Origin of the sequence: Clostridium collagenovorans DSM 3089, assembly GCF_900130005.1 — a bacterium.
GTDB classification, from domain to species: Bacteria; Bacillota; Clostridia; order Clostridiales; family Clostridiaceae; genus Clostridium_D; species Clostridium_D collagenovorans.
Genome location: NZ_FQXP01000006.1, coordinates 66,007 through 80,680, shown reverse-complemented (window position 1 = coordinate 80,680; position 14,674 = coordinate 66,007). Strand labels below are relative to the sequence as shown.

Here is a 14,674-nt window from a genome sequence, read left to right as displayed (position 1 = left end):
TAATTCTTGAAAGGAGTGAGATTCTTGAAAAAAGCTAAATCATCAACTATTCTTATCAGTGTATTTGCAATAATATTATTAATAGGTGCTTCTTATTTTATTTACTTAAATTATGTAGACAATAAATATAGTACATTAATTTATCCTGGTGTATCTATAGAGTCCTTAGATTTATCTGGATTATCAAAAACGGAAGCTGCCGATAAAATAAAATCTTCCTTTATAGAACCTTTAGAAGAAAAGAAAATAGTTATAAATACTCCTATTAAATCCTATGAGCTTTCTTATGATGATATATCTGCATCTTTAAATACAGATGAAGCTCTAGATAAAGCTTTTAATTATGCAAAGGATTTAAGTTTAATCAAAAGAGTTAATTTAATAAATTCTCATCCTGCTTACTCCATAGATATTAATTTCAATTTTGACTCTACTCCTGTAGACAACTTAGTTGCAACTATTGAAGGAGAAACCAATCGTGAGAGTAGCAATGCTGTATTAAACAGAGTTTCTTATGGGAATTTTTCAGTTACTCCTAGTGTAACTTCATTAACTCTTAGAAGGGATGAATTAAAAGACTTAATCTTAAGTAAAATCTCACGTAATGCCGAGCAAGAAGTAAGCATTGAGGCTCCTATAACGGAAGAAGCTCCTGAAATAACTACAGATACCCTAAATAAAGTTAATTCTAAGATTTCTTCATACACTACTAAAATGGATAATGTGGCTGGTAGAAATCATAATATTGCCTTATCAACTTCTTATATACAAGGAACCTTGTTATTGCCCGGGCAAGAATTTAGCTTTAATAATGTAGTTGGTAATACAACTCCTGACAAAGGCTATAAACCTGCCAATGTAATAGTAGATAATAAAATTAAAGAGGATTATGGTGGTGGTATATGTCAGGTTTCTTCTACACTCTTTAACTCAGTTATTAGAGCTGGTATACCTGCAACTGAAATACATCATCATACTTTGCCATCCTGTTATGTTCCTTTAGGCTTAGATGTTACTATAGACTATGGAAATGCAGATTATAAGTTTGTTAATACTTTGGATTCCCCTATATATATTGAAGGGTATACAACCCCAAGTAGTGTTACCTTTGAAGTTTTCTCAGACTCATCTTTGCTAGATAAGAGCTATGACTTTGAAAGTAAAACAGTTGAAACTATACCTTTAAAAACAGAAAATGTATATGATGCTACTCTTGCAAAAGGCTCAAATAAAATAGAAGTCATTGGTACACCTGGATATAGAGTTGAAGTATACAAATTGATTAAAGATGGCAATGGAAATGTAGTAAATAGAGAGTTAAGCTATAAACACTTTTATGAACCTGTAACCAGAGTTATTAAATATAATAAATAACTTTAAAGTAATTAACATACTACCTTAGTTTCATTAATTTAATAACCATGCTTATATTAGCTACAAATATGAAAATGGAGCTACGGCATCAATAATTTAATATATAAGAACTTGTATTTATAAATTCTCTGCATAATACAAGTTCTTATTATATTTATAAGTAATGCCATAACTCCATTTTATTTTAACTTTAAATTTCAGCTAATACTCTTTGATTTTTTATGAATTCATCTAAGTTAACTGATGCTCCATTATTCAATCTTGAGTGTTCTGCTGCTAAAGCCATAACATGACTATGAACTGATGCATCTATTGATGTTAAGTTTTTGCTTAAATCATTAGATTCTAACATGCTAATAGTGCTTTCCACTAATCTAGCATCTCCACCAGCATGTCCTAATGGGCAATTAGCAAGTTTAGATACATCAACTATTTCTGCTTCTTTTCCGAAACGATAAATGTTCATTATTCCAGTTCCAACATCTCCTGAAAGCTCACCCATTGTACCCATTACTCTTATTTGACGACCAGGTTTTCTAGTAAAAGCTGTCATATTGAAATCTGCTGTAGCACCATTTTCAAATTCCATGATTACAACTTGATGATCTACAACATCATTATCACATTTATATACACATCTTCCATAAGGACCAGTCTTTAATGCTTCGTAAACTGTGTCTTCTGTTGGATTAAGAGTTAATGCTGTACAAGGCCATCTTCCTCCATTATCTCTTACACCTGTGAATTTATTTGTTATGTATATCTTCTCAGCATCATAAGGACAAGCTTCCTTACACTTACATCCATCTAAGCATCTATCAGATGAACCTTCAGGTGCTTTATCTTCTTTAAATAAACTTAAACTTCCATAAGAAGATATTCTAGTACAAGTTTTGTTCATTAACCATTGAAGTATGTCCATATCATGGCAACTCTTAGCTAATATCATAGGGCTTGTTTCAATTGAATTTCTCCAGTTTCCTCTAACAAAGCTATGTGCTTGGTGGAAATATCCTACATCCTCTACAGCCTGAATATTTCTTACTTCTCCTAAATCTCCACTTTCTATAACTTCCTTTACCTTTTGATAGAAAGCACTGTATCTAAGAACATGACATACTGTCACTATTCTATTATATTCATGAGCCTTATCTTGTAGCTCTAAACACTCATGTAAATCTGGTGATATTGGTTTTTCAACCATTACATGATATCCTCTTTCTACAGCTTTTACAGCTTGAGGTACATGTTGTCTATCCTGTGTTGCAATAAACATAATATCTGCAAGCTTAGGTTGTTCTAACATTTCCTCTGCACTTAAAAAGCACATATCATCAGCTAAATCATATTCTGCCTTAGCTTCTGCTAATTTCTCTTTATCAATTTCTCCAACTGCTACTATCTTTACTCTATCCCCACTTTTTTTAACTAATTGAGAATAACATTTTCCTCTAAGACCATAACCTGCAACTGCAACTGTTATACATTTTCCCATGTTCTATTTCCCCCATATTTTAAATTTAAAAGCCTTCAAAAGCTTTTAATTGAAACCTAAAAGTTATATTATCTTAGTAAAAGTATTTACTATATAAGTTTTTCCTGTATACTTTTTTAGATTTACTATTTACAATACCTTAAGTTAGCTTAACTATAAAATATCTTTACATGTAAATTTAAAATCTAATCTTTTCTTCACTATTTTTATCAAAGATATGTATCTTATCTAAATCAAAATATATATTTATATTTTCTCCAATATTATATTTGTAAGATGGAGCCGTTCTACTAACAATAGTACCACACTCAGTTTTCACATAAACAAGCATCTCAGAACCTAAATGCTCTGTAAATTCAACTTGTCCTACCATAGGTTCCATATCTTCTCTTTCTTCTAATTGTACAGCTTCTGCCCTTACTCCTACTACAACAATTTTTTCTGAAGTCTTATCTACTGCCACTTCATCCTCATTTGACTTTATACCAAATTTATTAAGTTTAAAACTTCCACCCTTAAAGATAACCTCGCCATTGTTACTTAGCTTACCTTCTATAAAATTCATTTGTGGAGAACCTATAAATCCTGCTACAAATATATTATTAGGATTATCATATATATTTTGTGGAGTATCTACCTGCTGTATTACTCCATCATTCATTACAACTATTCTTGTACCCATAGTCATAGCCTCTGTTTGGTCATGAGTTACATATACAAAGGTTGTTTGTAGCATTTTATGTAGCTTTATTATTTCCGCTCTAGTTTGTACTCTCAATTTAGCATCTAAATTAGATAAGGGTTCATCCATTAGAAATACTCTTGGAGATCTAACCATTGCTCTTCCTAAAGCAACCCTCTGTCTTTGTCCACCTGATAATTGAGCTGGTTTCCTTTTCAACAAATCTTGTATTCCCAAAATATCAGCAACTTCATTAACCTTGCTTTTTATCTCATCCTTCTTTAACTTTCTAACCTTTAATGAAAATGCCATGTTTTCATAAACTGTCATATGCGGATATAGTGCATAGTTTTGAAAAACCATAGCTATGTCTCTATCCTTAGGCTCCATTTCCGTAACATTCTCTTCTCCAATATTAATTGCACCAGAAGTTACCTCTTCAAGCCCTGCTATCATTCTTAAGGTAGTAGATTTTCCACAACCCGATGGTCCAACTAATACTATAAATTCCTTATCCTCTATATCTAAATTTATATTTTTTACTGCTTCAAATCCATTAGCATATTTCTTATTTAAATTCTCTAATTTTATTCTAGCCATAACTTACCTCCTTAAGCAATGCTTATCCCTTTATTCCTGATAAAGATACACCATCTACAAACTTCCTTTGTAGAATTAAATAAAATATAAATGGAGGTAAAAAACCTATTGTAGCTGATGCCATACTAGAGCCATAGTTATTTATATGCTGAAGTTGCATTGTAGACATTGCTAGTGGTAATGTCCTCATAGCATCCTTAGTTGTAACGACTAATGGCCATAAAAATGAATTCCATGCCCCCATGAAAGTAAAAATAGACAATGTTATTAAAGCTGGCTTAACTAAAGGTATAACTATTTTAATTAAAATCTTAAGGTCAGAATACCCATCTATCTTAGCTGACTCCAGCAACTCCTTTGGTACATTTAAAATAGCTTGCCTCATTATAAAAACACCAAAAGCAGATGGTATAGGAATTATAAGCGCCCAATATGTATTAAGCCACCCTAAATACTTCATGATTATATAAAGTGGTACCATAGTAACCTGTGCTGGTACAATCATAGTTAAAACTATGAAAAGAAATATTTTATCGTTGCCCTTAAATTCTAATTTTGCAAAGGCATAACCTGCTAAACTACTAAAAACTAAAGTTAAGATTACCCCAGAGACAGATATAAATGCACTATTTAAAAAATATCTACCAAAATTCTTATTACTAAATATCTCTACATAGTTTGATAAGGTTAATGACGATAAAGATATACTAAAATCAAAGGAATTATAAGTTACCTTCAAAGATGTAATTATCATGTATACAAAAGGAATAACACTTATTCCTGCTAATATCAAAAGAATTGTATTACTAAATATCCTACTTCCTTTTTTCTTCATATATATCCCTCCCTATAAGGATGACTTATCTCTTTTTAATAAAGTCTTTTGCAAAATAGATATTATTGCTATTATCAAAAATAACACATTAGCTACAGCCATGGCATACCCAGAGTTAAAGCTCTTAAAGTTTAAGTTATAAGCATGCATAACCACAGTCATTGTAGACATACCAGGGCCACCCCCTGTTAGGGTATATACCAAATCAAATACCTGTAAAGACCTTATTATTCCTAAAAATACTATCATGATGGTTGTTGGTTTAAGTAAAGGAACTGTAATATCCTTAAGTACACGCCATGTGCTTGACCCATCAACCTTTGCCGCTTCATAATAGCTATTAGGAATATCCATTAAAGCTGCTATGTATAAAACCATGAAATACCCTACGTTTTTCCATACTGCTATCATCATCAATGTATTTAATGCTGTTTTACTACTACCAAGCCAATTGGCTGCATTTAATCCAAAGAGTCCCAAAAACTGATTTATAGGTGATGCATCTCCGTTAAGCAATGACTTCCATACCATCCCTATTAACACCATAGATGATAAAACCGGTATGAAAAAGGCTCCCTTAACTATGTTTGAAATCCTTCCACTTGTTCCCCTTACAACCCATGTAGCTAAAAGCAAAGATAAAATCGTTTGTATTGGAACAGTTACAACTGAGAATCTAATTGTATTTTTTATAGATTCCATTAGTGCCTTATCCGTAAATAAACTCTTATAATTTTCTAAACCTATAAACTCTGGTGGTTGCATTATGTTATATTTTGTGAAACTAAAAAATATAGACATTATTATAGGAAGCACTGAAAATGCAACTATTATAATTCCTATTGGAATTATGTACCCATATGGAAATATGCTCTTTAAATATTTTTTGAGCGTTTTTTTATTCTTAATAGATGATTTTTTCATATTAATCTCCTATGTAACTATAAGAAAACAAGCATTGAATAACTCTTCAACGCCTGTTCTCATAATGTAAACTATTTAGCTAATAAATCATTAGCATATCTTGCAGCTTCGTCTAAAGCTTCCTTAGGTGTAACTTCACCTTCCATCATCTTTTGAAGCTGTTTCCATAGATATTCATATATCTCAACTCCATGAGGTCCAACCATTAATGGTCTATACGCATCCTTTTCATTGTATACCATATCTTTAAATCTTGGATCTCCTTGGTATGGCTCATCCTTAGATATCGGTGCTCTAGGATTAGATTTGTGGAACTCAGTCATTGATTCAGCACTTAGCATATGCTTCATTAGTTTAAATGCAAGATCCTTATTTTTTGCTGCTGACATTAATGTTAATTGGTCAACAGATGCAAATGTGCCTATGCTCTTATTTTCTAATGAAGTTACAAATCCCCAATTTAAATCTGGATAAGATTTATCAAATACACTTGCAGTTGAAGATAGCATTATTGTAAATGCTGCATTACCTGGACCAAATACTGATTGTACCATTTCACTACTTGTCTTAGCCATTGTATCTTCTGGTAATACATTATGTTCAAATTTTAAGCTTTTTAAGAATTCTGCTGCTTCTAAACCATGCTCATCATTGAATCTAACAGATTTTAAATCTTCATTGAAAATTTCTCCACCTGCTTGCCATAAGTAGCTATACCAGTTCCAGTTTAAAGATCCGAAAGTTTTAGATGCCCATCCTTGAGCAAGACCCCACTGGTCTACCTTCCCATCTCCATCTGTATCCTTAGTAGCTTTCTTACATATTCTCACGAAATCTTCCCAAGTCTTAGGTGGCTCTTCTCCTATTTCAGCTAATATGTCCTTGTTATAAAATAAAACTCCTGGATTTGCTGCTTCTATAGCTAGTCCATAAAGTCCGCCTAACATTTTTCCATCATTTATGTACAAATAATTTTCATAATCTTCTGGCTTTAATCTTGATGTTAAATCCTCGATAGCTTTTCCCTCAATGAATTGCGGGAACATTTCAGCGTACATGTATCCAACATCTGGACCTTCCCCTGCATTAATAGCCATAGCATACTTCTCTGCATAGTTTGCCCATGGAATTAATTCTAGTTCTACATCACAATTGTTTTCTTCTTCAAATTTCTTTAAAATTGGTTCCCAAACCTCAGCATCAGTTTTGCCTATTGGTGGAAGCCACACAACTAATTTCTCTTTTTCTCCACTAGCCTTTGGTGAATCACTCTTACATCCAGTTAAAAAAGACATGGACATAATCATAACCATAACTAATGAAAAAATTCTTTTAAAATTTCTCATATGATAATTTCCCCTTAAGTGTTTTTACGACTACGCATTAAAGTTTTACGTTTTACTGCATAGTCCATTAATACCTTACTAGACTTGTATTTATTTGTCTAATATAAGATCTCTATTCTTATATTAACTTCTATAGAAATTACTAATACTTATTACTTTTTATGTATTATAATTCATTTTTTAATCCCTCATGTATTTTATTCCCTTTGTATATAAAATCACTATCTTATTAAAATTTATTAACCCCATCTATGTTATATATTAATTTTACATTTTAACTCACCTTCTAGTAGTTTTTCACCTTAAATTACTGCTTTTTATATAACCTTTAAATCCCAGCAAGCCTTGATACACCTAATTTCTTTAAAATTCACTTTCTCAAAAAGGTAACTTTGGTAACCTTTTGGTAACCGCTAGAGTCCTTGGTATTACTGACCTCTCCCTTATATATATATAATAGTTACTATATTATATAAATATATATATATATATAGGGGCGCTATTTATATATAAGCATGTGTATTTTTCAAAAGGTAACCCAAAAAGGTAACCTTATATATAAATAGTTTTTATTTAAAAAACTCAATATGGACTTATTTAAATATATCTCAAAGTTCTTTAATTTCCCTCTATAAATAAAAAAGGATGATTAAAAGTAATATTTTTTTACTTTTAACCACCCATACATTTTAAAATTGCATATCTAAATATTGTGAAGATAATTTTATTATAAAAGACTATTAGCCAGTCTAACTGCCTCTGGTGCATTACTTGAATATCCATCTGCACCAATTTTTTTAGCAAAATTGTTTGATAAAGGTGCTCCCCCTACCATTACTCTTGGAGCTTTCTTGAAGTCTCTTTTCTTAACTTCCTCTACAATAAGTCTCATTCCATCCATAGTAGTTGTCATTAATGATGACAAGCATATAATATCAGCTTCTATTTCTTCTGCTTTATCAACAAATTCATTAATCTTAACATCTCTACCTAGGTCATGGATCTCAAATCCATCAGCTTCTAGCATAATAGCAACTATGTTTTTGCCTATATCGTGAGTATCACCTTCAACTACTCCTATTACAACTTTACCCTTACATTCAGAGTTTTTATTGCAGTGAGGTTTTAATACATCTAAGGCTGCATACATTGTATCTGCACATACTACAACCTCTGGAATAAAGTATTCGCCCTCTTCATATAAAGCACTTACTCTATTCATGCCCTCTGAAAGTCCTACTAATATTGCTTCATCAGCACTTATACCATTTTCTATAATGTCATTAGCTACCTCAACAATCTCTTCTTCTTCCATATCTACAATACATTGAGCTAGCTTTTCTAATAATTGGTCTTTCATAATAAACTATTCTCCTTTGTATATCTCGTGTATATGTCAACACAAGTCTTTATTTTAGTTAATTTAAATAAACTCAACCTTCCATATATAGTTATTCTTCATTGGAAAGGTAGTTTTCTTAACACAATAGTTACCTATTATCGGACTTATATCCTCGCTATTTATTAAAGTTTTAAGCATATCTCCATAAGATCCATCTTCTTGCATTATTTCATCAACATAAACCTTTTCCATATCTATAAGTTTGGCATTGTATAGTGAATAAGTATTTTTGCCACAAAGATGAATTAACCTTCCTATGGACTGCTTATGTACCCTTTTCAGAATATTACAACTAGGTACACCACTTAGCTTATAATACACTTTTTCACCCATTATATCAATATTGCCAAGGGGGTCTGCAAAGGATATTATATCAGCTCCCATGTCCATGGCTTTACATATATAAAACACTAGAAAATCCTCTAACTTTCTCATAATTTCTTCTACAAGCTCTGGATTCTTTCTAAGTGCTTTAAATATTATCCTGCTTTCTATAAGGCTATCTAAAATAGTTAGTGGTCCAGATATATTTAGTATTACCTTTTCACCCATATCTTTTAATTCTCTTACAGCTTTTAATACCTCTGATATTCTTCCTTCATTAAAATCATAGGTAAACTGGTTATTTAGCTCCTCTAAGCTATCAAAAGCTCTCTTAAGTACTCTAGGTCCAAAATCCTCATTACCGTAATTTATCACCGCTCCTAGAGTTTCAGCTTCTACAGTAGAACAAAAGGGTAATCTACAGAAATTATCTTTAGAAAATAGCTTAGATTCCTCTGATAAATTAATCAATCCCTCTTTACTTTTATGAACCTCTGGAAAAGAGAAAGATAACTTCTCTATGACTTCCTTAGGAATTGCATCCAAATCATCACTAACACATTTATATAAAGTTCTTTCTTCCATAAGCTCTCCCCCTAAAAATTTAAACACTTAGTAAATAATCTTTCATACCCATCCTTTGTAGATAACTCAAAGTAATCTATATCCGTTGCTACTTGTTGTATTTCTTTTCTAACATTTTTAGAAGTTAAACACATAAGTGCTCCAGTTTTTGAAGAGTTTCCTATATAAGTTACCTTATTTTCTAAATCCTTTGGTATTATTCCTACCCCAACCAAGCTGCTTATTTTTAAGTGTTTTCCGAACTGTCCTGAAATAATAACCTCATCTAAGTCATCCATTGATAATTCTAAGGTTTCTAGTAAGGAATAGAATCCTGAGGCAATAGCTCCCTTAGCTAATTGAACCTGTCTTATATCCTCTTGAGTTATATAGATATTGTGTTCTCTTGATATAACAACCCTTCTCTTTTTATCTACATCCTCAATACATGAAGCTAAAACTTCACTTTCTGTACTCTTAAGTACATCCTCAGCAGTTTTAATTCTTCCAGTTTTCCCTATAAGCTTATTTCTCCAAAGCTCAGAAATTAATTCTAAAATACCACTACCACAAATACCAACAGGCTTTTTATTACCTATTGTTTTTAAGGTAATTTTTTCAGGAGATATATTTATTTCTTCAATTGCTCCCTCTGCAGCTCTCATACCACAGCTTATATTCATACCCTCAAAGGCTGGTCCAGCTGCACAAGAACAAGAGGCAAGCTTTCCTTTTTTAGCTAAAACTATTTCTCCATTGGTTCCAATATCAATAAATAATACATTTTTATCAGTGTACTTTAAGTTACTAACCATAACCCCAGCCACAATATCTGCACCTATATAACTAGATACCCCTGGAAGACAATAAACCTTTCCACCCTCTGCAATATTTATTCCCATATCCTTAGCGTTTATATATTTTTCATTTACGAATAAAGGCTTATAAGGCGATCTTCCTATTGTTTCAGTAGAAATTCCTAAAAGAATATGCATCATAGTTGTATTTGCACCTATACAAATTTCATATATATTTTTTCTTTCAACCTTATGTTCTTCACATAAATTGCCTATTAACTTATTTAAGCAATCAACTATTGTATTCTTTAAAATTTCCAAGCCATTTTCTCTACGATTAATGAAATCTATTCTAGTAAGTACATCAAGACCATATTCCTTTTGAGGATTTATAGCTGTATCACTACCTACTTCATTTCCTTCTTTTAAATCAATCAAAGATGCTACAACCGTTGTAGTACCTATATCTATAGCCACTCCAAAGCTCTTATCAACTGTATTTCCATCCTCTATGTCTATTAAATCATCTCCAGAATATACAGCTGTGATTTCATCATTTCTAACTATTTTATTCATCTTACCAATGAGATTTAAGTCATTAGTCTTATTAATAGTACAAAGTAAATCCTCATAACTATCTAAGTTATCAACTACTAAATCCTCTGACTTTTTAAGAACCTTAGTTATAATAGGATTGAACTCTATATCAGGCATATATCCATCACTAAGGATTTTATGCTTAGCTTCCTTCTCCTCTATTTCAACCTCAACATTTCCTCTTCCAAAAGTAAGACAGGCTAATCTGTAGCCCTCTTTTATTTCATCTTCTCTTAAAAAAGCAATTTCCTTTTCTGTTATAGGATTTACATCTCCACTTATAAGTTTTATTTTGCACTTTCCACAAATACCTTTACCACCGCATGGGCTTTCAAGTACTATGTTTCTATCAATAAATAAGTCTAGTAAATCTCTTTTCGCATCTTTATTACTTATATCAACTTTATAAATAGCCATATTATCACACTCACTTTACTTTTTAGCTTTACTTTTAATAAAGCTCACTTGTTTTTATCATAGTTTGTAGATTCTTTATAGGGCTTCTAGTTCCTAATCCACAAGCTGGAGCAATGATATTAACACCATTTTTTATACAATGTTCTGTTAAGCCCTTAATAGTTTCTTCCGTACCTTGTTCTAAGGTAAGAGTACTAATATTACCCATGAAACATTTATTTTCAACGCTTGCCATTATATCTTTAACACTTGTTAGTGTCTCAAAGCTTATTACATCATTATGTAATACATTAAGCTCACTATAAACACTCTTCAATCTACCACAGATGTGTAATATAACCTTTTTATCACTATATTCTTTAATTGAATCTATTAATCTATTTAGGTATGGAGTTGCAAATTCAGCAAACATCTTAGGTCCTAAAATCTCTCCAGTTCCACTTGGATCTGAAATAGCAATAATATCTGCTCCTGCATCTATTAATGCCTTAGTATAAATAATTAAATTATCTGTTACAAAATCCATGTACTTATGTACATCTGCCTTTTTTCTTCTCATATCCTTATAAAAATCTACAGGCTCTATTAAAGAAGATGCTAAGCTTATAGGTCCAACTACATTTCCTACTATAGAAACATCACTGTCTTTTTCCTTTAATATTTTTATAGCATCAGTAACAACCTTAACTCTACTCTCTGATACATTTATATTGTGTAAGTTTTCAAAGTCTAAAACTGATGTAATTGGATACTCACATACTCTAGGTTCTGTTATTTTAGTTCCCATAAATACCTTTGCACCCATAGCCTCTGCTTCAACAGTCATACAAAAAGGAACTCCAACATTATCAAAACATTTATTTTCATATAAACCATATGTAAGTTCAGCCATCTCTAATGGATTATCGTGAGCTGAAGGCCATGTTATATTTTTTATATCCATAACATCCTCAACAACCATGTTCATCATTCCACCAGGACAAACAACTGGAACTCTATCTACGTCTTTTCCCTCTATAGCATTCATAACTCTTTCTTTAGCAGTTAGCATAATTTTTTACTCCCTCACTTTGCATTATACTTTCAAATTATCCTTTTAAATTTTGTCGATTTTATTAATATTGCTTATTAAACTATATATCAAAGCTAAAACTTTTCCAATATCCTTAAGCCTAATATCTATACTACTATAGATAAAATGTATAGACTATAAATTAATTATTATCTTTCTTTATATAGGATTATATATTACAACTAAAATTACCTTTGTAGCTTTAAACATATTACATGAATTAAATTTTACATAATATGATTAATTATACATAACATATTTTTCTCCAAAACAAAAGCGTGGTGAAATAACTTAGTAAGTTATTTCACCACGCATATATTTTTAGTTATCTTTTTTCTTTAATCCTAGAGAATCATTAAAGTATACTTCGTACCAAATTATGAATACAAGCATAGTCCAGATCTTTCTACTATAATCACCTTTTCCTGCTTTGTGATCTTCTAATAGTTTAAGAACTGCATCTTTATTGATATACTCATCAGCTGTACTTTCTTTAATATTCTTAACAGCCCAATCATATAATTCATTCTTTAACCAAACTCTAATTGGAACTGGGTATCCAAGCTTCTTACGTCCTGTAGCTTCCTTTGGTAATATGTCCGCAAAGGCTCTTCTTAAATAACACTTAGTTGTGTTATCTCCCATTTTCTCATCTATTGTAAGTGTTCTAGCCACTTCAAATACTTCTTTATCAAGGAATGGAACTCTTAACTCTAAAGAGTTACCCATTGTACATCTATCACCCTTAACAAGTATATCACCCTTTAACCAAGTGTTTATGTCTACATACTGCATTTTTGTAGTATCATCATAGTTCTTAGCAAAGTCATAGTACTTATCTGTTACATTTCTAAAGTGATATTTAGAGTTATAATTCTTAAGCATAGCTGCTTTTTCTTCTTGCTTGAAGATGTTAGCATTTCCAATAAATCTTTCTTCTATTGGTGTACATCCTCTTTCTATAAAGCTCTTACCCTTAACTCCTTCTGGAACTACAGATGCTAAGCCTTTTAAAGCCTTCTTAAGTGGACCTGGAACATTCTTAAATCCATTTAATGAAAGTGGCTCATGGTAGATTGTATATCCACCAAACATTTCGTCTGCACCTTCTCCTGAAAGAATAACAGTAACGTGTTTACGAGCTTCCTCAGAAATAAAGAATAGTGGAATAGCTGCTGGGTCAGCAACTGGACCATCTAAGTGGTATATTATTCTTGGAACTTCTCTCATAAACTCTTCTGCTGTAACAAATCTATGAATGTTTTCAACATTTAAGAATTTAGCTGTATCCTTAGCAAGCTCTATTTCACTATAGCCATTAACTTCAAATCCAACAGTAAATGTCTTTATATCTGGTTTTATTTTACTAGCAATTGCAGTAACAATTGTAGAGTCTACTCCACCTGATAAGAAACTTCCTACTGGAACGTCACTTAACATATGCTTTTCAACTGAGTCTTCTAAAACTCTTCTTATTTTCTTTAATTTTTCCTCTTCAGTTGTTTTAACTGGAGCGAATTCTATTATATTGTAAGGTTTTATTTCAATAGGTTCACCTAATTTTTTCTTAAATATATGTCCTGGTGGAAGTAATTTAACATCAGAGAATATAGTGTCTGGTTCAGGTACATATTGGAAGCTTAAGTAGTTATGTAATGATTCTGATTTTATTTCTTTCTTAGCATTATCTCTAGCCATTAAGCTCTTCATTTCTGAAGCACCATATACTAAATCTCCGTCCTGTACATAATAAAATGGTTTAATTCCAAATGGATCTCTGAATCCCATGTAAGTTCCATTAGCTTTATCCCAGATATTAATTGCAAACATACCTCTTAAGTATTTTACAAAATCTTCTCCAAAGTGGTTATATAATGCACAAATAACCTCTATTTCAGTGTTTGTGTTAAATGTATATCCTTTTTCAATCATCATTGCTTGTAATTCAAGATAATTGTAGATCTCTCCGTTGAATATAACATGATAATCTGCCTTATCCCATGAATATGGTTGTCTTCCATTTTCTAATTCTATGATACTAAGTCTTTTAAAGGATAAACACATTGTTTCGTCACTATAAAAACCATCTTGGTCTGGACCTCTATGTATTATGCAATCGCTCATTTCCTTTATGTTTTCTCTAATTCTATCAGTTATAGGAGTGTCCTTAAAACACCACACAAATCCGCACATTTAACAATATCCTCCCTGTAGTAAAATACACTTATATAATCTTCCAAATCAT

11 protein-coding genes are annotated in these 14,674 nt (G+C 31.5%); 1 reads left to right on the top strand and 10 read right to left on the bottom strand.

Annotation, left to right across the window (positions count from 1 at the left end):
• The first annotated feature begins 24 nt into the window (after positions 1 to 24).
• On the top strand, positions 25 to 1,374 hold the full coding sequence (locus BUA48_RS08570) for a VanW family protein (RefSeq protein ID WP_072831645.1): 1,350 nt from the start codon (positions 25 to 27) through the stop codon (positions 1,372 to 1,374).
• A 190-nt stretch (positions 1,375 to 1,564) separates the two neighbouring features.
• Here the strand turns inward: BUA48_RS08570 and BUA48_RS08565 are convergent, their stop codons facing one another.
• The 10 genes from BUA48_RS08565 to asnB form a co-directional block, all read right to left on the bottom strand.
• On the bottom strand, positions 1,565 to 2,869 hold the full coding sequence (locus tag BUA48_RS08565; RefSeq protein WP_072831644.1) for a Gfo/Idh/MocA family protein: 1,305 nt from the start codon (positions 2,867 to 2,869) through the stop codon (positions 1,565 to 1,567).
• 178 nt (positions 2,870 to 3,047) lie between these two features.
• A complete protein-coding gene (locus BUA48_RS08560) occupies positions 3,048 to 4,151 on the bottom strand; it encodes an ABC transporter ATP-binding protein (protein ID WP_072831643.1) in 1,104 nt (367 codons plus the stop codon).
• A 22-nt stretch (positions 4,152 to 4,173) separates the two neighbouring features.
• Positions 4,174 to 4,986 (bottom strand): carbohydrate ABC transporter permease, encoded by an 813-nt coding sequence (locus BUA48_RS08555; RefSeq protein WP_072831642.1) that lies wholly within the window; start codon positions 4,984 to 4,986, stop codon positions 4,174 to 4,176.
• Positions 4,987 to 4,998: 12 nt separating this feature from the next.
• Complete coding sequence (locus BUA48_RS08550; protein ID WP_072831641.1) at positions 4,999 to 5,910, bottom strand: carbohydrate ABC transporter permease; 912 nt, start codon at positions 5,908 to 5,910, stop codon at positions 4,999 to 5,001.
• A gap of 71 nt (positions 5,911 to 5,981) precedes the next feature.
• Positions 5,982 to 7,256, bottom strand: coding sequence for an ABC transporter substrate-binding protein (locus tag BUA48_RS08545; protein WP_072831640.1), 1,275 nt, complete (start codon positions 7,254 to 7,256; stop codon positions 5,982 to 5,984).
• Between the two features lie 727 nt (positions 7,257 to 7,983).
• Positions 7,984 to 8,616, bottom strand: a complete 633-nt coding sequence (locus BUA48_RS08540) for a corrinoid protein (RefSeq protein ID WP_072831639.1) — start codon at positions 8,614 to 8,616, stop codon at positions 7,984 to 7,986.
• Positions 8,617 to 8,679: 63 nt separating this feature from the next.
• The gene (locus BUA48_RS08535) at positions 8,680 to 9,567 is read right to left on the bottom strand and encodes a uroporphyrinogen decarboxylase family protein (RefSeq protein WP_072831638.1); all 888 of its coding nucleotides are present in this window, start codon (positions 9,565 to 9,567) and stop codon (positions 8,680 to 8,682) included.
• A gap of 11 nt (positions 9,568 to 9,578) precedes the next feature.
• On the bottom strand, positions 9,579 to 11,357 hold the full coding sequence (locus BUA48_RS08530) for an ASKHA domain-containing protein (protein WP_072831637.1): 1,779 nt from the start codon (positions 11,355 to 11,357) through the stop codon (positions 9,579 to 9,581).
• A 34-nt stretch (positions 11,358 to 11,391) separates the two neighbouring features.
• Positions 11,392 to 12,408, bottom strand: coding sequence for an MtaA/CmuA family methyltransferase (locus BUA48_RS08525; protein WP_072831636.1), 1,017 nt, complete (start codon positions 12,406 to 12,408; stop codon positions 11,392 to 11,394).
• A 342-nt stretch (positions 12,409 to 12,750) separates the two neighbouring features.
• On the bottom strand, positions 12,751 to 14,622 hold the full coding sequence (gene asnB, locus BUA48_RS08520; protein WP_072831635.1) for an asparagine synthase (glutamine-hydrolyzing): 1,872 nt from the start codon (positions 14,620 to 14,622) through the stop codon (positions 12,751 to 12,753).
• Between the last annotated feature and the right edge of the window lie 52 nt (positions 14,623 to 14,674).